Below are 22,325 nucleotides of genomic sequence, written 5' to 3' on the forward strand. Positions count from 1 at the left end.
CTCGGGACGCCGCAGACCTCACCCCGTCTGTGGAGGGCTCGACGAGGGATCCGGGCGCCGCCGACTGCTCGGCGCTGTTCCGCCACCAGCAGCGGCGGGTGCGTCCGCCTCGTGGGTGACCGCAACGCTCTTCTCTTCCGCGGTTCGCATGTCCCATGACGGCTTGCGCGCGGCGTAGAAGATGAGCGGCGGAGCCCCGAGGACGATGATCACCAGCCCGACGATCCAGGGGTACAGCGCGGGCGAGAACGCGGTGAACCCCGACGGCGGAATGAACGAGAAGACGAACGCGGCGAGGCTCGCGACGAACCCGACACCCGCGACCAACCCCATGGCCGGCACGCGGTAGGTGCGCTTCACGCTCGGCTGCGTGCGTCGGAGAACGATCGCAGCCGCGAACATCATCATGTACATGATCAGGTAGAGCGCCGCCGCCATATCGATCAGCGCGACGAAAGCGGCGCTGACGTTGGGCACCACGATGAAGATGGCCGCCAGGATCGTGACGATCGTGCCCTGCAGCATGAGGATGCCCGACTGCACACCGGCCTTGTTCTTCCTCTGCAACAGCGGCGGAAGAAGGCCCGTCTCGGCAGCGGCGAGCACGCCCTTCGACGGGCCGGCGATCCAGGTGATCACGGACGCGAGGGCACCCGCCGCGATGAGCGCCGACATCGCTGCCGTCGCCCACTTCCCCACACCCCAGTGCTGGAAGTACTCCTGGAACGCGAGCATGATGCCGTTCGTCAAACCGAGTTTCTCCTGCGGGACCGCGACCGAGATGGCGATGGTCGGCAGGATGAACACGAGCAGGATCAGGATCGACGAGATGAGGATCGAACGTGGGAACCCGCGGCCGGGGTCCTTCATCTGATTCACGTGCACCGCATTGACCTCCATGCCCGCATAGGCGAGGAAGTTCGACACGATCAGCACGATCGATGCGATGCCGGTGAACGGCGGGATGACCGCGTCGGGCGTGAGCGGCACCTGGCTCTTCTCGCCGCTGAAGACCCAGATCGCTCCGAAGACGATCAGGATGGCCGCCGGGAGCAGCGTGCCGAGGATGCCGCCCCAGGAGCCCAGTTTTGCGAAGAGGTTCCCGCCGCGCAGCGTCACCAGCGTCGAGCCCCAGTACAGCACGAGGATCACCACAGCCGTGAAGAAGCCCGAACTCGACAGTGACGGATCGAGGAAGACGAACGCGAGCGCGGCCGCGATGAACGCCAGCTGCGTGGGGTACCACACGACGTTCTGGATCCACTGCAGCCAGACGGCGGTGAAGCCCCAGCGGTTGCCCATCGCTTCACGGATCCAGACGTAGATGCCGCCTTTCCAACCGGTCGCGAGCTCTGCGGCCACGAGCGCCGTCGGGATCAGGAAGAAGATCGCCGGGAGGATGTAGAGCGTCACGCTGCCGAGGCCGAAGACGGCCATCGCCGGCAGCGAGCGCAGGCTCGCGACGACGACGAGCGTCAGCAGAGCGAGCTGACCCACACCGAGATAGCTCGTGACACTCGATCGTGGCGCGAGCGGGTGGTTCGGCGTCGTACGGGGGGAAGGCTGAGATGTGGACATGATGCCCCCCTCAGTGGTGGAACGCCGAGTTCGCGGCTGCGGTGGGCATGGGCGACTGCAGGCCGTCGAGGTAGGCGACCTCCATCTCGATGTCGGCCAGCAGCGACTGCGCGAGATCCATGCTCAGCCCGTTCCGAACGACGATGCGCTGCACCGTGATGTCGGTGAGGTCGTCGGGCATCGGGTAGGCCGGTACGAGCCACCCGCGCATGCGCAGCCGATCCTGCAGGTCGTAGAGCGTCCACTTGTCGGTGTGCCCCTGCTTCAGGCGCCACGCGAAGACGGGGATGTCGCTGCCGTCGTTCCACAGCTCGAACGCATCGAGCGCCGCGATGCCCGCGGCGAGATACTTCGCGACATCCTGACACTCCTGCTGCACGGCCCGGTATCCCTCGAACCCGAGGCGGAGGAACAGGTAGTACTGCAGGAGCACCTGCGCGCCCGGCCGCGAGAAGTTCAGTGCGAACGTCGGCATCTCGCCGCCGAGGTAGCTCACCTGAAAGATGAGGTCCTCGGGAAGCCAGCGGGCCTCCCGCCAGACGACCCAGCCGAGACCGGGATACACGAGCCCGTACTTGTGACCCGATGTGCTGATCGAATGGACCCGCTCGAGCCGGAAGTCCCAGACCAGGTCCGGCTGCAGGAAGGGTGCGATCATGCCCCCCGAGGCGCCGTCGACGTGGATCGGGATGTCGAGTCCGGTGCGCTCCTGGATCGCGTCGAGTGCCGCGGCTATGGCGGCGACGGGCTCGTACATGCCGGTGTAGGTGACGCCCATGATCGCGACGACGCCGATGGTGTTCTCGTCCACGTACTTCTCGAGATCATGACCGTCGAGGGTCTTGTGCTCCTCGGTGATCGGAACGAACCGGGGTTCGACGTCGAAGTAGTTGCAGAACTTCTCCCAGCAGACCTGCACGGCGCTCGACATCACGAGGTTCGGAGTCGATGTGTCCAAGCCCTTCGCGCGCCGGAACTGCTGCCAGCGGCGCTTGAACGCGAGCCCGCCGAGCATGCACGCCTCGGACGAGCCGATGGTCGAGGTGCCGATGCTGTGACCGGCGTCGGGCGAGTGCCAGAGGTTCGCGAGCATGCGCCAGCAGTTGTCCTCGATGGCTGCTGTCTGGGGGTACTCGTCCTTGTCGATCATGTTCTTGTCGAACGACGAGGTGTACACGTCCTTCGCCTCGTCGTCCATCCACGTGCTCACGAAGGTGGCGAGGTTCAACCGTGCGTTGCCGTCGAGGATCGTCTCGTCCTCGATGATCTGCTTGGCCGTCGCGGGGAGCGACTCGTTCTGCGGCATCACGTGTCGCGGGGCGCCCTTCGCCTCCGTCGGACGGGTGAACAGCGGGGCTGCGGGGCTGATCGTTTCGTCGTTCATGTCGTCTCCTCGTTGCACGTCGAGTAGAGGCGGCGAGGGGTCGACCGTGTCCCCGCGGTCTGTGCCGCCCCAGTGAATGCCCCCCAAGTTAAGACGGGGTCACAGGCGTCACAAGGGGGGTCGACGACAGCGCAGCGGGCGCTCTGAAACGGCCCCGGACACGGGTGAGGGCCCGGTCCGCTAGTGGACCGGGCCCTCACCCGTGCGTCACCGAGCGGTGGTGAAACTGACCACCTTGGGTGCGCGCACGACGGCGCGGGCGATCTCGCGGCCGTTCAACGCGCGGACGATCTTCTCGTCGCCGCGCGCGAGGGCTTCGAGCTCATCCGAGGAGATCTTCGCCGAGACGCTGAGCGTGCCACGGACCTTGCCGTCGATCTGGACGACCGCGGTGACGGATTCCTCGACGAGCAGGGTCGGGTCGGGCTGGCGCCACACGGCGAGGCCGACGAACGGCTCGTGGCCGAGCGTCGCCCACATCTCCTCGGCGGTGTGCGGCGCGAACAGGTCGAGGATGACCGCGATCGCCTCTGCCGCCTCACGGACGGCCGGGTCGGACGCTCCGGCACCGCTGTCGATGACCTTGCGGGTGGCGTTCACGAGCTCCATGAGGCGCGCGACGACGACGTTGAACTTCGTCTGCTCGACCAGCCCCGGTGCATCGGCCCACAGGCGGTGAGTGACGCGGCGGAGCGCAGCATCCCCCTCCGCCCAGACGACGTCGATCTCGCTGTCGACGTCGGCGGCGACGCGCAGGGCACGGGCGAGGAACTTCGCCGCTCCCGTCGTCGAGACATCGGCCCAGTCCTTGTCGTCCTCGACGGGGCCGGCGAAGGCGAGTGCCACGCGCAGGACGTCGGCGCCGTGCTGCTCGAGCTCCTCCTGGAAGAGCACGAGGTTGCCCTTGCTCTTCGACATCTTCGCACCGTCGAGGATGACCATTCCCTGGTTGATGAGGCTGGAGAACGGCTCGGTGAACTCCACCTGGCCCATGTCGAACAGCGCCTTGGTGATGAAGCGCGCGTAGAGCAGATGCAGGATGGCGTGCTCGACGCCGCCGATGTAGAAGTCGACCGGGCCCCACTTGTCGGCCTCGCGCGGCGCGAAGGCCTGTCCGGCGTCGTTCGGCGACAGGAACCGCAGGAAGTACCACGAGCTGTCGACGAACGTGTCCATCGTGTCGGGGTCGCGGCGTGCCGGCTCGCCCGTCTCGGGATCGGTCGTGGCGACCCAGTCGGTCGCGGCGCCGAGGGGCGACGCGCCCTTCGGGGTGAGGTCCAGTCCCTCGACGGAGGGCAGACGCACCGGCAGCTCCTCCGCGGGGACGGGAACGATTCGACCGTCATCCGTGTGGATCATGGGAATCGGGGTTCCCCAGAACCGCTGACGTGAGATCAGCCAGTCACGGAGGCGATACGTCTTGGCCGCGCGCCCGGTGCCGCTCGCGGTCAGCTGCTCGATGGCGCGCGCGATGGCGTTGCGCTTGCTCAGCCCGTCCAGTGCGCCCGAGTTGATCATGCGCCCGTCGCCCGTGAGGGCGACACCGGTGCGGGCCGGGTCGATGTCGTCGATCGCGGGCGCCGAATCGAGCGGCACGCCCTCGTCGTCGAGCTCGATGACCGGCATCGCGCCGGTCACCGGGGCGGTCGTGTCGACGACGACCCGCACGGGCAGGTCGAAGGCGCGCGCGAAGTCGAGATCGCGCTGATCGTGGGCGGGAACCGCCATGACCGCGCCGTGGCCATAGTCCGCCAGCACGTAGTCGGCCGCCCAGATCGGCAGTCGCTCACCGTTGATGGGGTTGATGGCGAAACGGTCGAGGAACACACCGGTCTTCGGCCGGTCGGCGGTCTGCCGGTCGATCTCGCTCGTCTTCTGCACGGTCTGCAGATACTCGCGGAAGCGCTGCTGCACCTCATCCGACGAACCCTCCGCCAATTCGGCAGCGAGGTCGGAGTCGGGTGCGACGACCATGAAGGTCGCACCGTGGAGCGTATCGGGGCGCGTCGAGAACACCGTGACCTTCTCGTCACGACCCTCGATCTCGAAGTCGATGTCGGCGCCGACCGATCGGCCGATCCAGTTGCGCTGCATCTGGATGACCTTCTGCGGCCAGAAGCCCTCGAGCTGGTTCAGGTCGTCGAGCAGTCGATCGGCGTACTCGGTGATCTTGAAGTACCACTGCGTGAGCTTCTTCTTCACGACCTCGGCACCGCAGCGCTCGCAGTGCCCGTCGACGACCTGCTCGTTGGCGAGCACCGTCTGGTCGTTGGGGCACCAGTTGACCGGGCTCTCCTTGCGGTAGGCCAGTCCCTTCTCGTACAGCTTCTGGAACAGCCACTGGTTCCAGGTGTAGTACTCGGGGTCGCTCGTGTGGAGCACGCGGCTCCAGTCGAACGAGACGCCGTACTCGTGCAGGCTCTGCTTCTGCTGCGCGATGTTGTCGTAGGTCCAGGCGCGCGGGTCGGCGCCGCGCTTGATCGCGGCGTTCTCCGCGGGCAGCCCGAAGCTGTCCCATCCGATCGGGTGCAGCACGTTGTAGCCGCGGTGGCGCCAGAAGCGGGCCACGATGTCGGAGTAGAGGTAATTCTCGGCGTGCCCCATGTGGAGGTCGCCCGAGGGGTACGGGAACATCGCCAGGACGTACTTGCGGGGACGCTTGTCGTCGTCGCCGCCCGCGCGGAAGGGATCGGCGTCTGCCCACGCGCGCTGCCACTTCGCCTGCACGGCGTGGGCGTCGTAAGCGGCGGAATCGGGCGTGTTGGCGCGATCAGTGGAGCTGTCGGTCACGGGTGAACCTATCTGGGAATGCGAGAAAGGGCGCGAGAGCACCTCTCCCAGGCTACCGGACCCGTTCCCGCCACCGGGGCGGCAGCTCCGCACCGAGCGCGGCCAAGGGCGCCCGCGCTTTCAGCGCGACCTCGTCGACCTCGGCTTGCGGCTCGGATCCCCAGGTGATGCCGCCGCCGGCCCCGACGTAGGCGTGATCACCGGCGACCACGATCGATCGGATGATCATGGCGAGATCCGCGTCGCCGTCCGTGCCGACCCAGCCGAAGCATCCCGCGTACGTACCTCGAGGCGCGTCCTCGAGTTCGCTCAGAATCGTCATCGCCGAGAGCTTCGGTGCACCGGTCATGCTCCCGGCGGGGAAGGTGGCGGCGAGAACCTGAGACAGGCGCGTACCCGGCTGGATCGCGCCCGACACGCTGCTGACGAGCTGATGGACGGTCGGGTAGGTCTCCACCTCGAGCAGACGCTCGACGACGACTGATCCAGGCGCGCTGACCCGCTGCAGGTCATTGCGCATGAGGTCCACGATCATGACGTTCTCGGCGCGCTCCTTCGGACTCGAAACGAGGTCGCGCACGAGCCGCGCATCGGATGCCGCGTCGCCGCCGCGCGGTCGTGTGCCCTTGATCGGGCTGGTGAGCACGGCGCCACCGGCAAGTGCGAGGAACCGTTCCGGGCTCGCGCTGATCAGAGCCCGCTCTCCCGAGCGGATCAGTCCGCCGTGGTGCGAGGATGACGCCGCCCGCAGCCTCAGGAACACGGCGAGCGGGTCGATCGGGCGATCGTCGCGGACCGAGAAGCGCGTCGTCAGGCAGAGCTGGTACGCGTCACCCCGCCGAATCGCGAGCCGGCAGTCCTCGACGAGCGCGGCATACCTTTCAGGATTCACACGGGCCGCGGCGACGAGGCCCCGCTTCTGCGTTCCCGGCGCATCCACGGCATGCGCGACCGACCCAGCGCCGGAGCGGGCTGCGACCGTGGCGCGCCAACCATCGACCTCTGCCGCGAAGTCCTCGATGCTGTCGTCGGGCGCCGAGACCCACACGCGTTGTCGTGCGTGGTCCAAAGCCACGAATCGGTCGACCCGCAGCCAGAGCGCCTCGGGTTCACCGGCATCCGGCGTCGCAGGGGATCCCGCGCGCGATGCCGCAGCGTCGTACCCGACCCACCCGACCCACCCTCCGACGAAAGGTCCGATGTCCCGAGCGCCGCTCCGACGCGACCGCTGCGATCCGTCGACCACCGGGTCCGGGGCGTCGGCGGGTGCACCCGATCCGATCCAGCTCCAGCCCTCATGCGCGTCGACGCCGGCGTCGAGCCAGAAGACGTGGTCGCCCGGCACCGCGCGCACGAGCTCGGCGGGATCGGTCCAGCCGTCGAGGCAGCGGAAGCTGGTCATCTCGGGCACCGTCACAGGTTATGTCTTAGCCGGCGCCCCTAGGCTCGGAGCGTGAACGAGATCCTCGACTGGATTCTGAACACCGTGCAGAGCATCGACCCGGTGTTGCGCACGGTGGTCGCGGGCATCGCGATCATGCTCGAGACCAGCGCGCTCATCGGGCTCGTGGTGCCGGGCGACACGGTCGTCATCGTCGCCGCGACCGCCGTCGGGAGCGTCGGCGAGGGCTTCGTGCTCGGCGCCGCCGTCGTCACCGGCTCGCTCGCGGGCGAGTCGATCGGTTTCGCGCTCGGGCGCTGGCTCGGCCCCCGCATCCGCTTCTCGCGCCTCGGCCGCCGTATCGGCGAGGACAACGGGGTGCGTTCGGAGCTCTACCTCCGTCGCCGTGGCGGTCCCGCTATCTTCCTCTCGCGCTTCCTGCCCGTGCTGCATTCGCTGGTTCCCTTGACGGTCGGCATGAGCGGGTTCTCGTATCGCCGTTTCATCGCATGGACGGCGCCCGCCTGCGTCATCTGGACATCGCTGTACGTCGGAGTGGTCGCGGCCGCGGCGAAGACCTATCGCGAGATCTCCGACAACATCCAGTACGCCGGTTACCTGTTCGTCGGCGTCATCGTGGTCTTCCTCCTGCTCGCCTACCTCATCAAGCGCCTCATCTCCCGGCGCGAGGCACGTCATCTGCGGCTCGAGGAGGAGAAGACCCGACTCGCCGACGGGGACGTGAAAGACTGAAGCGATGGCTTCCTCACCCGCACCACGGAAGAAGATCCTGTGGTTGGCGCGCCTCGAGCGCCGATTCCACTCGTGGCGCGAACGTCGCGCCCGCGCGCGCGGTCAACGACCGACCGTCGCGGCGTATCCCGGCTACGGCGGCGACGGGTGGGTCCGCGTCCTCGGGCGAGTGCTGATCGCGCCCCAGAAGCGCCCCGCGAAGGGCGGCGAATACGCATCGGTCCGCGGCTGGCGCAGCTTCGCGTCGGTCCCCGTGGCCTTCGCGCAGGTGCAGGTCACGATCGCGGGCACGACCCACGAGGTCATCGCCGATCGTGGCGGGGTCGTCGACGTCGAGCTCCCCGGGGCGCTCGAGCCCGGCTGGCAGACGATCTCGATGACCGTCGAGGGCAGCGAGGTCATCGAGACACGGGTCTTCGTGATCTCCGACGACATCGACTTCGGGATCGTCTCCGACATCGACGACACCGTCATGGTCACCGCCCTGCCGCGTCCCTTCGTCGCCGCCTGGAACTCGTTCGTGCTCGATGAGCATGCCCGCCAGCCGGTCCCGGGCATGGCGGTCATGCTCGAGCGCCTGACGCGAGATCGTCCCGGCAGCCCGGTGATCTACCTCTCCACCGGCGCCTGGAACGTCGCACCGACGCTCATCCGCTTCCTGCGGCGCCACGTGTTCCCGTCCGGCCCGATGCTCCTCACCGACTGGGGACCGACCCACGACCGTTGGTTCCGCAGCGGACGCGATCACAAGGCCGAGAACCTCCGGCGCCTCGCGAAGGAGTTCCCGCACGTCCGCTGGCTCCTCGTGGGCGACGACGGCCAGCACGACGACGCGCTCTACACCGCGTTCGCCAGCGAGTACCCCGATCGCGTGCGCGCGGTCGCCATCCGCCGCCTCTCCCCCGCCGAGGCGGTTCTGGCGGGCGGCCGAACCGCGGTGAACGACCACTCCGCCGCGCAGGTGCCGTGGGTCACCGGGTCGGATGGAGCCGCGCTCCTCGACCGGCTCGCCGACGTCGGCGTCATCGCGCGCGACTGAACCGTGACCGGGTGCGGCGCACTCCGATGTTCCACCTGACCCGTACGCTGAAGAGATGTGCGGTCGTTTCGTCGTAGCCCGCGTCGGTTCCGAGCTCGCGAGCGTTCTGCGCGCCGAGGTCGTTCCCGACGACCTCCCCGGACCCTCGTTCAACATCGCACCCACCGCTCAAGCGACTATCGTCCTCGATTCCGCCAAGACCGAGCCGCCCACGCGTCGGCTGGCGTCGGCGCGATGGGGCCTCGTTCCCGGCTGGGCCAAAGATCCTTCGGTCGGATCGCGGGCATTCAACGCCCGATCCGAAGAAGCGGCCGAGAAGCCGACCTTTCGCGACGCGCTCGTTTCACGTCGCGCGGTCGTGCCCGCATCGGGCTACTACGAGTGGCAGGGCGAGACCGGCGCGAAGACACCTCACTTCGTTCGGCCCGAAGGCGGCGAGCCGCTCTTCTTCGCCGGGCTCTACGAGTGGTGGAAGGACCCGGCACGCCCCGCCGACGACCCCGCGCGCTGGCTGCTGAGCTTCACGATCCTCACATGCGCGGCTGTCGACGGCCTGGCACAGATCCACGACCGGATGCCGCTGATGATCGACGCCGAGTACGCCGACGTCTGGCTCGATCCCACCACCGAGTACCCGGCCGACCTGCTCGACGCAGTGGTCGACGCGGCACCGTCCGTCGTCGACACGCTGACGTGGTTCCCTGTCGGGGCGGCAGTGGGCAACGTGCGCAACGACGAGCCGTCCCTGATCGAGCCTGCCTGACACGCCGTCGCCACGCACCGGTGTCTATCCTCGAAAGGTGACACTCCGCCTCTCCGAACCCGTGACGCTCGCACCCGAGGTGTGGCGTGAACGGTCCGAGGTGCACGCGGAGCGCGCTGACGAACTCACGGCCGACCACCGCCGTCGTGCTTCCCGCGCCGAGAAGCACCCGGTAGAGGACTTCCTCTTCACCTACTACTCCTACAAACCGGCCGTCCTCCGGCGTTGGCACCCGGGCCCGGGCGTCGTCCTCGAAGGTGCTGCCGACGCACGCGGAGGGTGGCGCTGGTACGAGACAGTCCACGATGACCACGTGCGGGTCGCCGAAGAGCAGTTCCGCCACGAACGTGGCTCGCTCTACCGCGGCGTCACCGGCCTCCTGCGAGCGACTCTCGACCGCCCCGCGGCGTTCGGCTGCTTCGGCCTGCACGAGTGGGCGATGGTCTACCGCGCCGATGCGACGCGCCACGAGATCCCCCTCCGGCTGGGGGCGGCGGGCACCGATGCCGTCGTCGAGGCGCATGACCTGCGGTGCACGCACTTCGATGCGTTCCGCTTCTTCACCGCCGAGGCCGCACCGCGTAACCGCGAGCCGCTCGATCGCGAGGGCGCCGTCGCGCGGGAACAGCCGGGGTGCCTGCACGCAGGCATGGACGTCTACAAATGGATGCTGAAGCTCGGTCCCCTCGTGCCGGGGCGCCTTCTCCTGGACGCATTCGTTCTCGCTCGCGACATTCGTGAGCTCGATATGCGGGCTTCGCCCTATGATCTGCGTGATTGGGGCTACTCCCCCGTCGCGATCGAGACGCCCGACGGAAAAGCCGAGTACGTTCGTCAGCAACGGCTCTTGAGCACCCGTGGGCAAGCGCTGCGCCGGGCTGTGCTCGATGTGCTGACCCCGGCCGCTGCGCGCGACTGAATCGTTGGGACGACCTCTCCGGTTAGAGGCCGAGTTGCGATCCGCGCGTGCAGATCGATCCGCCGCCCCACCATTCGAGATGTGACCGCGTCGTCGGGCCGTGTTGTTCCCCGATCCGAGGATGCAGTTGAACGTGTTCCCGGCCCGCGGAATCTCGTACCAGGACGCAGCTCGGGCCGATACGGCGGTGGATCCCTCGCCGCTCGTTCCAAGGAAACGGAAAGGATCATCGTCGACTCGAATTCGCGTGCATGCCTCGCATTACCTGCAGGGGCGCATCCGGTAAATTCGATGACCGATACAGGTCGCCTGGCGTCCGCATAAAGGACCTGTCGTGCACGACAAGAGGCGAGACGAAAAAGCCCCGCCGATGGCGGGGCCTTTCATCTTTGTACGGTGGACCTGAGGGGACTCGAACCCCTGACCCCCTGCATGCCATGCAGGTGCGCTACCAGCTGCGCCACAGGCCCGTGGTTCCCGCTCTCGCGGCAACTCATTTAGCTTACAACATCTCCGGGTGTGCTCGTGACCACGGCCGCCTCGATGGGGATGACCGGGCAGTCCTTCCAGAGGCGCTCGAGGCCGTAGTACACCCGCTCCTCCTCGTGGAAGACGTGCACGACGAGGTCGCCGAAGTCGAGCAGCACCCAGCGCGACTCGGTGCGTCCCTCGCGGCGCAGACGCTTGTGACCGGCTTCGAGCATGCCCTCCTCGACCGCGTCGGCGATCGCGGCGACGTTGCGCTCGCTGTTGCCGCTGACGAGAAGGAAGGCGTCGACGAGCGGAAGGGGCTGCGACACGTCGAGGGCGACGAGGTCTTCGCCGCCCTTGGACTCTGCGGCCGCCGCCGCGACGGCGACCATGTCGATGACTGCTTGTGAACTCATCCGAAGACTCCTGTGAAAAGCGAGACGAGCAGAACGCCCGCCAGGGCGAGGGCGAGCGCCCCCGCGGTGATGGCGAGGGCGACCGTCCAACGGCTGCCCTTCTCCGGTGCCGGCGGACGGATGACGTCCTCGGCACTCTTGATGGTCGAGATGGCCGCGCTCGCGGCGATGGGCGTGGGTGACGATGACGCCGGAAGCTCGCCGTCCACGAGGACCGCGTCGACTTCCTTTCCGTCGGCCACTCCGGGAACGACTCCCGTCGAACCGAAGTTCTCGGGAAGCGAGAAGGTGCCCGTGATGAGGACCTCGCCCGTAGCGGTCACCGGTGCCACCAGCGGGCCCGCGTCGGGGTTCTCGGCCAGGATGAGAGCGTTCGGCGTCGTGAAGGCGCCCGTTGCCGCGGCGCTGCGCGAGAGCAACTGATCGAACGAGGCGGGTACCTCGGTCGCCGTAGCCTCACCCGCGAGCAGATCGGCACCGAGGTCGTTCGACACGACGTGACGCTCGGACTCCTCGTCGTCGCCATGCTCGGCTTCTGCGACTCCAGCATCCTGGTTCTCGGTCTTGGCCTCGGCCTCAGCGGCCGGTTCCCGGGCCCCATCGACAGCTTCGGGAGCGACGGTGTCGTGCTCGGCGTCGTGCTCGACGACTTCCGACTCATCCGCCTCGGGAGCAGCGACCTCGGACTCGCCCGCCTCGTCGTCGCGGGACTCAGCGTCGCCGGACTCCGGCTCCATTTCGTCGACGTCGTCGACGCTCGCCTCGATCTCGTCGGCGTGATCGGCGGCGTCCTCCTCGGGAGTTTCCTCCCCCGGGGCTTCCTCTTCCGGGACTTCCTCTTCCGGGGCGTCGGACGCGGCGTCGGACGCGGCGTCGGCGTCCGCCCGCTCGATGTCGGCCGCAGCGGCGTCCCCGATCGACGCGCCGTCCTCGACGTGGTCAACGTCCTCGTTAGCCTGTTCGCCGGTCGAATCCGGCGATTCGGGGACGTCGGCGTCAGCGTGATCGGTGTCAGCGTGATCGCCGGAGACCGTCGGGTGCTCTCCGGTAGCCGTCACGACGGGGATGGATGCGGTGCGGATCTTCTCCTGCAAGCGGGCCTGACGACGGGTGAGCGCCGGCGATCCGAGGTCGACCGACGCCTGCGGCACAGGTGCCGGCGGCACCTCCACGGGCTCCGCGGCGCGCGGCAGCGGAGCCGGCGTCGGCGCCTCTCCGACCGCGGACGCGTCGTCGGTGGCGTCGGGGTCGACGATGATCGGGTTGGACGCCGTGTTGCGCAGCTCACGCAGTTGCCGGCGCGTCAGCTGCGGAGTCGATGGCTGTTGCTCGTTGTCGCTCATGCCTTGCTCCGATAGAGATGATGCTTCGCAATGTATTGGACGACCCCGTCCGGGACGAGGTACCACACCGGATGTCCGCGTCCGACGCGTGCCCGGCAGTCGGTCGACGAGATCGCCAGCGCGGGGATCTCGAGCAGGCTCACGTCATCACTGGGTAGTCCGGCACTCGAAAGCGTGTGGCCGGGACGCGAAACCGCGACGAAATGGGCGAGCTCCCACAATTCATCATGGTTCCTCCAGCTGAGAATCTGCGCGATGGCGTCGGCTCCGGTGATGAAGAAGAAGTTCGCGTCGGGCCGCTGCGCTTTCAGGTCACGCAACGTGTCGATCGTGTACGTCGGGCCGTCTCGATCGATGTCGACGCGACTCACCGTGAACATCGGATTCGATGCGGTCGCGATGACCGTCATCAGGTACCGGTGCTCCCCCGGCGACACGAAGGACTTCTGCCAGGGGGTTCCCGTCGGGACGAAGATGACCTCGTCGAGGTCGAAAGACTGGGCGACCTCGCTCGCAGCCACGAGGTGTCCATGATGAATCGGGTCGAACGTGCCGCCCATCACGCCGATACGCGGCGCACGCGTTCCCGTCATCGGTTCGGCCTCAGTGGTGGCCGTTCTCCGTCTGCGTCAGTTGGTTGCCGTGCGCTGCTGCGTAGGCCTCGGCCTTGCCGGCGTGACGGTTGGCGACGTTGCGGTACGACAACGTCACGAGCCCCAGTGCCAAGAAGATGACCAGGGCGATGACGCCGAAGATCATCGTCTCCGCCTGCACGTTGCCGTGGTGCTCCGTCTGCTCGGCGGCGAATGCGGTGATCGTGGCGAGTGTCATCAGGGCTCCGTTCGTTTCGCGCGGCGGCGCAAGTCAAGTTTAGGTGGTCAGGCGCGCGTCTGCCCGGCGCCGCGCGCGAGCCACTTCGTGCTGGTCAGTTCGGGGAGTCCCATCGGACCCCGGGCGTGCAGCTTCTGGGTCGATATCCCGACCTCCGCGCCGAATCCGAACTCACCGCCGTCGGTGAAGCGCGTCGAGGCGTTCGCCATGACGACCGCCGCATCGACCTCGGCGAGGAAGCGCTCGGCGTTCGCCTCATCGGCGGTCACGATCGCCTCGGTGTGCATCGTCGAGTAGCGGCGGATGTGCTCGAGCGCGTCATCGAGGTCGTCGACCACCCGCATCGAGAGATCGAGGCTCATGTGCTCGGTCGCCCAATCGTCTTCGGTCGCGGGCACGGCCCGTGGCACGAGGCGACGCACGTCGTCGTCTCCGTGAATCGTGACGCCGGCTCCGGTGAGCGCTTCGGATACGGGCGGGATGAGACGCTCGGCCGCTGAACGCACCACGAGCACGGTCTCGACCGCGTTGCATACGCTCGGTCGTTGCGCCTTGGCATTCACGACGATGTCGCGGGCCCAGTCGAGCGGCGCCGATTCGTCGAGGACGATGTGGACGACCCCTGCGCCGGTCTCGATCACCGGAACCGTCGATTCCGTCACGACGGTCTCGATCAGCTGCGCGCTGCCCCGGGGGACGAGGACGTCGACGAGTCCGCGAGAGCGCATGAGGAGTCGCCCGCCCTCACGCCCGAAGTCGTCGACGGTCTGGATGCCGTCGGAATCGACCCCGGCGCGGTGAAGCGCGTTCCGCATCGACTCGATCAGGGCCGCGTTCGTCGACTGCGCGGCTGACCCGCCGCGAAGCACGACGGCATTTCCTGACCGCAGCGCGAGCGCGGTGATGTCGACGGTGACGTTGGGGCGCGCCTCGTAGATCGAGGCGACGACGCCGAACGGCACGGAGACCTTCTGCAGTCGGACACCGCCGGGCAGCTCTCGCTCGTCGAGCACACGGCCCACGGGGTCGGGAAGGCGCGCGACATCCCGAACGGCATCCGCGAGCGCGGCGACGCGCGCATCGTCGAGCACGAGCCGGTCGCGCAAGCCCGCGGAGATGCCGGCCGCGTCGCCGCGCGCGAGGTCGTCACGGTTCGCCGCAACGATCACTGCGGTGTCCGAGATCAGCGCGTCGGCGATCGCGTCGAGCAGCGCGGCCTTCGCAGCATCATCGAGGAGGCCGATCGAGCGGCTCGCCCGCTTCGCGGCGCGCAAGCGCTCAGAGACGTCGGTAGCGACGGCGGTGATCATCACGCCAGTCTAGCGACGGGCGCCTCAGCATCAGGCGACGCCGATGGCACCGGTGCCTGACGGAAGCGCCGGGGCGGGGTCGGCCTCGAACCACGTGCCGACATCGGCACCCGCGAGCGCCTCGCTGGCGAGATCGATGCTGGTGACGAGGGCCGCGACGCCGCCCTCGGCTGCCAGCCGGGCGGCGGAAGCCTTGGTGGCGGCTCCCCCGGTCCCGACGCTGTTGACGACGGTGGCCCCGAACTCGTAGCCGCTGAGATCGTCGTCGAAGGCGACCCGCTCGATGGGGCGCGCGCCGGGCTCGCTCGGCGGGCGTGTGTACAGGCAGGCGATGTCGCTCAAGAGCACCAGGGCGTCGGCACCGATGAGGCGTGAAACGAGGGCAGCGAGCCGGTCGTTGTCGCCGAAGCGGATCTCGTGCGTCGCGACCGTGTCGTTCTCGTTCACGATCGGCAAGATGCGCAGACCGAGCAGCCGTTCCATGGCGCGGCGCGCGTTCGAGCGATGTGTCGGATCGTCGAAGTCACCGGCGGTCAGCAGCACCTGACCCGCGACGATTCCGAACTGCCGCAACGCGTCCTGGTAGCGGTAGACGAGCACGTTCTGCCCTACGGCGGCCGCCGCCTGCTGGGTCGCGAGGTCTGTCGGACGCTCTGCGAGACGCAAGTAGGGCATGCCGGTGGCGATAGCACCCGATGAGACGAGGACGACCTCGGTGCCACGCGCGTGCGCCTGAGCGAGCGCGTCGACGAGAGAGTCGATCTTCCCGGCGTTGTCGCCGCTGATCGAGGATGATCCCACTTTCACGACCACCCGTCGGGCGCCGTTGAGCTCGGCGCGCGAAAGCAGGCTCACGCCTCGTCCTCTGAGGCACCTCGCGTCTTCTCCGCACGACGCTCGGCCTCGAGCTCGGCACGGGCCTCGGCCTTCGCGTCCATTCGCTCGTGGTAGCGCTCGCGACGCTGGTTCGACGTGCGACGCGGGTTGAGATCGAGTCGCGGGTCGGTTCCGCGCGGCGCCGACATCAGTTCCGCGGCGGATGACAGCGACGGATGCCAGTCGAAGACGATCCCGTCGCCTTCGCCGATGACCACCGTGGATCCCGGGGTCGCGCCGAGACGGAACAGTTCGTTCTCGATGCCCAGCTTGTCGAGACGGTCGGCGAGGAAGCCCACAGCCTCTTCGTTCTGGAAGTCGGTCTGTTGGACCCACCGAACGGGCTTCGCGCCGAGGATGCGGTACACATCGCCGTACGTCCCGCCTTCGACGCGCACGGTGAAGTCGCGTTCGGCTCCCTGGGGACGGATGACGATGCGCTCTGCGGGTACCTCGGCTGCCGCCGAGGCCCGGTGCTCGGCGACGAGCTCCGCCATGGCGAACGACAGCTCGCGCAGACCCTGCCGACTCACGGTCGAGATCTCGAACACCCGGTAACCGCGCGCCTCGAGATCGGGACGGACGAGGTCGGCGAGATCGCGCGCCTCGGGCACGTCGGTCTTGTTGAGCGCGATCAGCTGGGGTCGGTCGAGCAGCGGAACCTGACCCTCCGGCACGGGGTACGCCCCGAGTTCGGCCAGGATCACGTCGAGGTCTGAGATCGGATCGCGTCCGGGCTCCAACGTCGCGCAGTCGAGCACATGGACCAGCGCCGAGCACCGTTCGACGTGACGGAGGAACTCGAGACCGAGTCCGCGGCCCTCACTCGCGCCCTCGATCAGGCCGGGGACGTCGGCGATGGTGTAGCGGATATCGCCGGCCTGCACGACCCCGAGGTTCGGGTGCAGGGTCGTGAACGGGTAGTCGGCGATCTTCGGGCGTGCGGCCGACATCGCCGCGATGAGACTCGACTTGCCCGCTGAGGGGAATCCGACGAGCGCGATGTCGGCGACCGTCTTCAGCTCGAGCTGAACGTCGCCCTCCCACCCGGGGGTTCCGAGCAGCGCGAAGCCCGGTGCCTTGCGCTTCGGGGACGCCAGCGCAGCGTTGCCGAGGCCGCCCTGGCCGCCCGGCGCGGCGATGAAGCGCATACCGGGCGTGACCATGTCGACGAGGGTCTCGCCCTCGGGAGTCTTGACGACGGTGCCGACGGGCACCGGGAGCTCGAGGTGCTCCCCGGCCGCGCCCGAACGGTTGTCGCCCATGCCGAATCCGCCGTTGCCGCCTGAGCGGTGAGGCGAGTGGTGATACGACAGCAGGGTCGTCACCTGGGGGTCGGCGACGAGCACGACGTCTCCGCCGTCACCGCCGTTTCCCCCGTCGGGGCCGGCGAGCGGCTTGAACTTCTCACGGCGCACCGACACGCAGCCGTTCCCGCCCTTGCCTGCACGCAGATGCAGCGTGACCCGGTCGACGAACGTCACCATGCGGTGCCTCCTGGAAAACAGGGCGAGGGGCGAGCCGAAGCCCGCCCCTCGCCGCGAAGTGGTCTGGTCCGAATTACTCGGCGGCCGCCACGATGTTGACGACCTTGCGGCCACCCTTCGTACCGAACTCGACGGCGCCGGCCGCGAGCGCGAACAGGGTGTCGTCGCCGCCACGGCCGACGTTGGCGCCGGGGTGGAAGTGGGTGCCGCGCTGGCGGACGAGGATCTCGCCGGCGCTGACGGCCTGGCCGCCGAAGCGCTTCACGCCGAGGCGCTGTGCGTTGGAGTCACGACCGTTACGGGTGGAGCTTGCGCCCTTTTTGTGTGCCATCTCTGCGTCTCCCTGGCTTACTTGATGCCGGTGATCTTGACGCGCGTGAGGTCCTGACGGTGGCCCTGGCGCTTCTTGTAGCCGGTCTTGTTCTTGAACTTCTGGATCACGATCTTCGGGCCGCGCTCTTCACCGAGAACCTCGGCGGTGACCGTGACCTTCGCGAGCTTGTCAGCGTCGGTGGTCACGGCGTCGCCGTCGACGAGGAGAACAGCGGGAAGCTCGAGCTTGTCACCGATCTGAGCCGCCTGACGGTCGAGGACGACGATCGTGCCGACCTCGACCTTTTCCTGACGGCCGCCGGCGCGCACAACTGCGTAAACCACTTCACACCTGTTTCTTCTGTGGAGCGCACGGCTCCGATTGTCTTTGCGAGACTGGAAAGTCTTGGTGCGCGTGCCCCAGATGATCCTGTGGCTGAGCCGCTATCGTGACGGGACGTCGACGGACTCGCTGCACCAAGGGTCCACTTTACCGGATACCGGCAGATCCGGCAAAAGGACCGCCGGGTGTGTCGCGGCGCGGGGCCCGGCGGCATCCGCTTCGTAGGATCAGAGCATGGCGATTCTGATCGACGATCCGCGGTGGCCGGCGCACGGCCGCCTCTGGTCTCACCTCGTCAGCGACTCGGACATCGACGAGCTTCACGCCTTCGCACAGCGCCACGATCTCCCGGCTCGAGCATTCGACCTCGACCATTACGACGTGCCCGATTCGGCGTTCGACCGTCTCGTAGCCGGCGGCGCACAGCATGTGTCGGGCCACGAGCTCGTGCGGCGGCTCATCGCGTCCGGGCTTCGCGTGACAGCGCGCGAACGCCGCGGGATCTGAATCGGTCCCGCGGCGTTCACGTCGATGACGGCGTCAGTCCTCGGTGGTCGGCGACGCCGAGACGGGGGTGCCGCTGAGGGCGGCCGTCGTGACTCGACGCCGTCCACGCCCTTGGCCCGGGGCCTTGGGCTCGGGGAGCGCGTTGAGCACCGAGTCGAGCAGCAGGTCCTTCTCGGTGCGCGGCGCCTTGGGCTCGGACTTCTTGCGACGCGGCTTCTTCGGTCGCTCGACGGGCGCGGCCTCGGGCTCCACCGCCACTGCGACGAGCTCGGCGTCCTCCTCCGCGGCGGTGGGCTGAATCGTCGAAGCGGCGATCTGCGCGAGAGCGGACTTCGCACCCTCGGTGATCACGTGCGTGCCTCCGGTGGCCGGAGCCGGCGCCGTGGCACCGCCACCGCCCCGACCGTTGCGGCGTGCCGACCCGTTGCCGTTGCCGTTGCCGTTCTGCGAGCCCGCGCCGCGGTGCTTGATGACCGGGTCGTGGTGGACGATAACGCCGCGTCCCGCGCACACGTCGCAGGCTTCGCTGAAGGTCTCCAGGAGGCCGAGTCCGAGCTTCTTGCGGGTCATCTGCACGAGGCCGAGGGAGGTGACCTCCGCCACCTGGTGCTTCGTGCGGTCACGGCTGAGGCACTCGATGAGGCGCCGCAGCACGAGGTCACGGTTCGACTCGAGCACCATGTCGATGAAGTCCACGACGATGATGCCGCCGATGTCGCGCAGGCGCAGCTGCCGGACGATCTCCTCGGCTGCCTCCAGGTTGTTCTTGGTGACGGTCTCCTCGAGGTTGCCGCCCGATCCGACGAACTTGCCGGTGTTCACGTCGACCACGGTCATGGCTTCGGTGCGGTCGATCACGAGCGAACCGCCCGACGGCAGCCAGACCTTGCGGTCGAGAGCCTTCTCGATCTGCTCCGTCACACGGAACGCGTCGAATGGGTCCTGCTCGTCCTCGTACTTCTCGACGCGCTCGAGAAGGTCAGGAGCGACTCCCGTCAGGTACGACGTGATGGTCGCGTACGCCTCGTCACCCTGGATGAGCATCCGCGAGAAGTCCTCGTTGAAGACGTCTCGCACGATCTTCACGAGCAGATCGGGCTCGGAGTGCAGCAGCGCGGGTGCCTGGATCTTCTCGAGCTGCGAGCTGATGTGCTCCCACTGCGAGGTGAGTCGCTGCACGTCCCGCGTGAGCTGGTCCTCCGTCGCGCCCTCAGCGGCAGTGCGCACGATCACGCCCGACGACTCGGGGAGGACCTCCTTCAGGATGCGCTTGAGCCGCGCCCGCTCGGTGTCGGGGAGCTTTCGCGAGATGCCGTTCATGGCGCCGCCGGGGACGTACACGAGGTAGCGGCCGGGCAGCGAGATCTGGCTGGTGAGCCGGGCGCCCTTGTGTCCCACGGGGTCCTTCGTCACCTGCACGAGGACGCGATCACCGGACTTGAGTGCGAGCTCGATGCGGCGCGGCTGATTGCCCGTCTCGACGGCATCCCAGTCGACCTCGCCGGAGTACAGCACGGCGTTTCGACCACGACCGATGTCGACGAAGGCGGCTTCCATGCTCGGAAGCACGTTCTGCACCCGCCCCAGGTAGACGTTGCCGATCAGCGACGCGTCCTGGTTGCGGGCGACGTAGTGCTCGACCAGAACGTTGTCCTCGAGCACGGCGATCTGGATACGACCGTTCTTCGAGCGGACGACCATGACGCGATCTACCGCCTCGCGGCGTGCGAGGAACTCGGCCTCGGTGACCACGGTGCGACGACGGCCTGCTTCACGGCCGTCGCGCCGGCGCTGCTTCTTCGCCTCGAGGCGGGTCGAGCCCTTGATCCGCTGCGGCTCGGTGATGAGCTCGACCGCACGCTGCCGCGGAGCCGGCTCGTTGCCGTCGTCGCCGTTGGATCCGCCGCGGCGGCGGCCGCGACGACGAGAGCTGCCCGGCCCCGACGAAGATGCGGTTTCGTCATCGTCGCCGTCGTCCGGCAGCGCGGGGAGCGGCGGGAGCTCGGGCGCGTAGAAGTGCAGCGCGGTCGAGACCGCCGACACGAACTCCGCGGGAAGGAGGCCGAGCGACACCGCGGTCGGCGGGCCCGCGTCGCCGGGGGCGGGCTCGTCGCCGGGCTCAGGCTCCGCAGCGGGCGCAGGAGGTTCGGAAACCGTCTGATCCTCAGCCGGTGCGGGCTCCTCAGCCGGTGCGGGCTCCTCAGCCGGTGCGGGCTCCGCGGCCGGTGCAGACTCGCCGGCCGCGGCGGGCTCATCCGGTACCGCGGGGGCGTCGGTCGCCTCGGCGCCGTCGCTCTCGCCCGCAGCAGGCTCGGCTGCGGCGTCCTCTGCGGCCCGCCCACTGTCGATGTGTTCCTCGGTGGCGTCGATCGACGCCACTGCGTCAGCCAGTTCGGCTGCGGCGGCGTCTACCGCGCTTGCGGACTCAGCGGGGGTCGGATTGTCGTTGCGATCGTCGGCCATCACTGGCGTACTCCTCTTCGGGCGGCACCGCGCGCCACCCGGCACATCTCTGGCGGCGTCGCTCCCGGAAGGACGAGCCGCGAACTCACTCGGTGTGCAGCCGGCTCTCGGCACGGCCTGCGTGGGCAGCCATTGCCCGAAGTCTCTCGTGAAGCACTGTCGCAGCGCGGCTGCGTGCGTGCATCGACATTCATTATCGCACTACGCGCGTCGCTTCGTGGGACGCGGGCTCCGAGCCTCACGGCCGGGTCATCGAGTGCGATGGGATAATCGCCGTCATGTCCGCTCCTCGCAGCCACGCCCGCCCCGTCGCTCTCGCCGTCTGGCTGATGATCGCGGGCGTCATCGGCTGGATCGCCGCGTTCGCTCTGACCACCGAGCGCCTGCATCTTCTCGAGGACGCGACGGCGACGGCATCCTGCGATTTCAACCTGGTGGTCCAGTGCGGCGCCAACCTGACCTCCCCGCAGGGCTCGGTCTTCGGTTTCCCCAATCCTCTGCTCGGGCTGACCGGCTGGGTCGCGCCCGTCGTCGTCGGCGCGGCCATCCTCGCCGGAGCCCGCTTCTCACGGTGGTTCTGGCTGCTCTTCTGGGCAGGGATGGCGTTCGCCTTCGGGTTCGTGGTCTGGCTCATCTCGCAGAGCATCTTCGTGCTCGGCACCCTCTGCCCGTGGTGCATGGTCACCTGGTTCGTGACGATCCCGAGCTTCTACGCGGTGACCCTGCATGTCCTGCGGTCGGGCGTCGTGCCGCTCCCGCGACGGGGGCGCGCCGTGGCGGCGGGTCTTTCCGGCTGGGTCCCGTTGCTGGCCGTGCTCAGCTATGTCGCGATCGCCGTCGTCGCGCAGATCCGCCTCGACTGGATCGGTTTCCTCTGAAACCACGACGCCCGCGAGCCGACGTCATGACGTCGAGTCGCGGGCGGAATGTCGCGGGGAAGGTCAGCCGAACCAGATCTGCAGCTCACGGGCGGCGGACTCGGGGCTGTCAGAGCCGTGGACCAGGTTCTGCTGGACCGCGAGCCCCCAGTCGCGGCCGAAGTCGCCGCGGATCGTTCCCGGGGCGGCGGTCGTGGGATCGGTGGTCCCGGCGAGCGAGCGGAAGCCTTCGATGACGCGGTTTCCTGCCAGGCGGATCGCGACGGAGGGCCCGCTCTGCATGAACTCGAGCAGCGGCTCGTAGAACGGCTTGCCGGCGTGCTCGGCGTAGTGCTTCTCGAGCAGGTCGCGATCAGCCTCGACGAGACGGATGTCGACGAGCGCGTAGCCTTTCGCCTCGATACGGGCCAGGATCGCGCCGGTGAGGCCGCGGGCCACACCGTCGGGCTTGACGAGGACGAGGGTCTCTTCGGTGGGCATG

The 22,325-nt window shown here is 68.3% G+C and carries 21 protein-coding genes and 1 tRNA gene; 6 read left to right on the plus strand and 16 right to left on the minus strand.

Features of this window, described 5'->3' with window-relative positions; translation table 11 throughout:
• Window positions 1-18: 18 nt before the first annotated feature.
• From DEU36_RS01465 to DEU36_RS01480, 4 genes are all read right to left on the minus strand, one after another.
• Window positions 19-1,578 carry an amino acid permease gene (locus tag DEU36_RS01465; protein ID WP_120262610.1) on the minus strand — a complete coding sequence of 520 codons (1,560 nt, stop codon included), beginning with the start codon at window positions 1,576-1,578 and terminating at the stop codon, window positions 19-21.
• A 10-nt stretch (window positions 1,579-1,588) separates the two neighbouring features.
• Entirely contained in the window at window positions 1,589-2,962 is a 1,374-nt protein-coding gene (locus DEU36_RS01470) for a glutamate decarboxylase (RefSeq protein ID WP_120262611.1), read from the minus strand.
• A gap of 207 nt (window positions 2,963-3,169) precedes the next feature.
• Window positions 3,170-5,752, minus strand: a complete 2,583-nt coding sequence (gene leuS / locus DEU36_RS01475; RefSeq protein ID WP_120262612.1) for a leucine--tRNA ligase — start codon at window positions 5,750-5,752, stop codon at window positions 3,170-3,172.
• Between the two features lie 52 nt (window positions 5,753-5,804).
• On the minus strand, window positions 5,805-7,154 hold the full coding sequence (locus tag DEU36_RS01480) for an anthranilate synthase component I family protein (protein ID WP_120264301.1): 1,350 nt from the start codon (window positions 7,152-7,154) through the stop codon (window positions 5,805-5,807).
• 51 nt (window positions 7,155-7,205) lie between these two features.
• Here DEU36_RS01480 and DEU36_RS01485 point away from each other — a divergent pair, with 51 nt between their 5' ends.
• The 4 genes from DEU36_RS01485 to DEU36_RS01500 are packed head-to-tail and all read left to right on the plus strand — an operon-like array spanning window position 7,206 to window position 10,607.
• On the plus strand, window positions 7,206-7,886 hold the full coding sequence (locus DEU36_RS01485; RefSeq protein WP_120262613.1) for a DedA family protein: 681 nt from the start codon (window positions 7,206-7,208) through the stop codon (window positions 7,884-7,886).
• A gap of 4 nt (window positions 7,887-7,890) precedes the next feature.
• The gene (locus DEU36_RS01490; protein WP_120262614.1) at window positions 7,891-8,925 is read left to right on the plus strand and encodes an App1 family protein; all 1,035 of its coding nucleotides are present in this window, start codon (window positions 7,891-7,893) and stop codon (window positions 8,923-8,925) included.
• Window positions 8,926-8,980: 55 nt separating this feature from the next.
• On the plus strand, window positions 8,981-9,688 hold the full coding sequence (locus DEU36_RS01495) for an SOS response-associated peptidase (protein WP_120262615.1): 708 nt from the start codon (window positions 8,981-8,983) through the stop codon (window positions 9,686-9,688).
• Between the two features lie 37 nt (window positions 9,689-9,725).
• A complete protein-coding gene (locus DEU36_RS01500; protein ID WP_396652144.1) occupies window positions 9,726-10,607 on the plus strand; it encodes a 3-methyladenine DNA glycosylase in 882 nt (293 codons plus the stop codon).
• A 397-nt stretch (window positions 10,608-11,004) separates the two neighbouring features.
• Here the strand turns inward: DEU36_RS01500 and DEU36_RS01505 are convergent.
• The 10 genes from DEU36_RS01505 to rplU form a co-directional block, all read right to left on the minus strand.
• Window positions 11,005-11,077, minus strand: a tRNA-Ala gene (locus DEU36_RS01505).
• A gap of 27 nt (window positions 11,078-11,104) precedes the next feature.
• Complete coding sequence (gene rsfS / locus DEU36_RS01510; RefSeq protein ID WP_120262616.1) at window positions 11,105-11,494, minus strand: ribosome silencing factor; 390 nt, start codon at window positions 11,492-11,494, stop codon at window positions 11,105-11,107.
• On the minus strand, window positions 11,491-12,837 hold the full coding sequence (locus tag DEU36_RS01515) for a hypothetical protein (RefSeq protein ID WP_120262617.1): 1,347 nt from the start codon (window positions 12,835-12,837) through the stop codon (window positions 11,491-11,493). The genes rsfS and DEU36_RS01515 overlap by 4 nt, the downstream gene beginning before the upstream one ends.
• On the minus strand, window positions 12,834-13,430 hold the full coding sequence (gene nadD, locus DEU36_RS01520; RefSeq protein ID WP_120262618.1) for a nicotinate-nucleotide adenylyltransferase: 597 nt from the start codon (window positions 13,428-13,430) through the stop codon (window positions 12,834-12,836). The genes DEU36_RS01515 and nadD overlap by 4 nt, the downstream gene beginning before the upstream one ends.
• A 10-nt stretch (window positions 13,431-13,440) precedes the next feature.
• Window positions 13,441-13,668, minus strand: a complete 228-nt coding sequence (locus tag DEU36_RS01525; protein WP_120262619.1) for a hypothetical protein — start codon at window positions 13,666-13,668, stop codon at window positions 13,441-13,443.
• 47 nt (window positions 13,669-13,715) lie between these two features.
• Entirely contained in the window at window positions 13,716-14,978 is a 1,263-nt protein-coding gene (locus DEU36_RS01530; protein WP_120262620.1) for a glutamate-5-semialdehyde dehydrogenase, read from the minus strand.
• A gap of 30 nt (window positions 14,979-15,008) precedes the next feature.
• The gene (gene proB, locus DEU36_RS01535; protein WP_120262621.1) at window positions 15,009-15,833 is read right to left on the minus strand and encodes a glutamate 5-kinase; all 825 of its coding nucleotides are present in this window, start codon (window positions 15,831-15,833) and stop codon (window positions 15,009-15,011) included.
• Window positions 15,830-17,341: a GTPase ObgE gene (gene obgE, locus DEU36_RS01540; protein WP_120262622.1), complete on the minus strand. Its 1,512-nt coding sequence runs from the start codon at window positions 17,339-17,341 to the stop codon at window positions 15,830-15,832. The genes proB and obgE overlap by 4 nt, the downstream gene beginning before the upstream one ends.
• A 73-nt stretch (window positions 17,342-17,414) precedes the next feature.
• Window positions 17,415-17,672 carry a 50S ribosomal protein L27 gene (gene rpmA / locus DEU36_RS01545; protein ID WP_005053492.1) on the minus strand — a complete coding sequence of 86 codons (258 nt, stop codon included), beginning with the start codon at window positions 17,670-17,672 and terminating at the stop codon, window positions 17,415-17,417.
• 17 nt (window positions 17,673-17,689) lie between these two features.
• Window positions 17,690-17,998 carry a 50S ribosomal protein L21 gene (gene rplU, locus DEU36_RS01550; protein WP_023950787.1) on the minus strand — a complete coding sequence of 103 codons (309 nt, stop codon included), beginning with the start codon at window positions 17,996-17,998 and terminating at the stop codon, window positions 17,690-17,692.
• Window positions 17,999-18,230: 232 nt separating this feature from the next.
• Between rplU and DEU36_RS01555 the strand changes: the two genes are divergently transcribed.
• Entirely contained in the window at window positions 18,231-18,503 is a 273-nt protein-coding gene (locus tag DEU36_RS01555; protein ID WP_120262623.1) for a DUF4031 domain-containing protein, read from the plus strand.
• 33 nt (window positions 18,504-18,536) lie between these two features.
• Here DEU36_RS01555 and DEU36_RS01560 read toward each other — a convergent pair whose 3' ends face one another.
• Window positions 18,537-20,966 carry an Rne/Rng family ribonuclease gene (locus tag DEU36_RS01560; RefSeq protein WP_120262624.1) on the minus strand — a complete coding sequence of 810 codons (2,430 nt, stop codon included), beginning with the start codon at window positions 20,964-20,966 and terminating at the stop codon, window positions 18,537-18,539.
• A 278-nt stretch (window positions 20,967-21,244) separates the two neighbouring features.
• Here DEU36_RS01560 and DEU36_RS01565 point away from each other — a divergent pair, with 278 nt between their 5' ends.
• On the plus strand, window positions 21,245-21,844 hold the full coding sequence (locus tag DEU36_RS01565; RefSeq protein ID WP_120262625.1) for a vitamin K epoxide reductase family protein: 600 nt from the start codon (window positions 21,245-21,247) through the stop codon (window positions 21,842-21,844).
• 63 nt (window positions 21,845-21,907) lie between these two features.
• Here DEU36_RS01565 and ndk read toward each other — a convergent pair whose 3' ends face one another.
• Entirely contained in the window at window positions 21,908-22,324 is a 417-nt protein-coding gene (ndk, locus tag DEU36_RS01570; RefSeq protein WP_120262626.1) for a nucleoside-diphosphate kinase, read from the minus strand.
• Window position 22,325: the final 1 nt, after the last annotated feature.

Source organism: Microbacterium sp. AG238 (assembly GCF_003610405.1).
GTDB lineage: Bacteria > Actinomycetota > Actinomycetes > Actinomycetales > Microbacteriaceae > Microbacterium.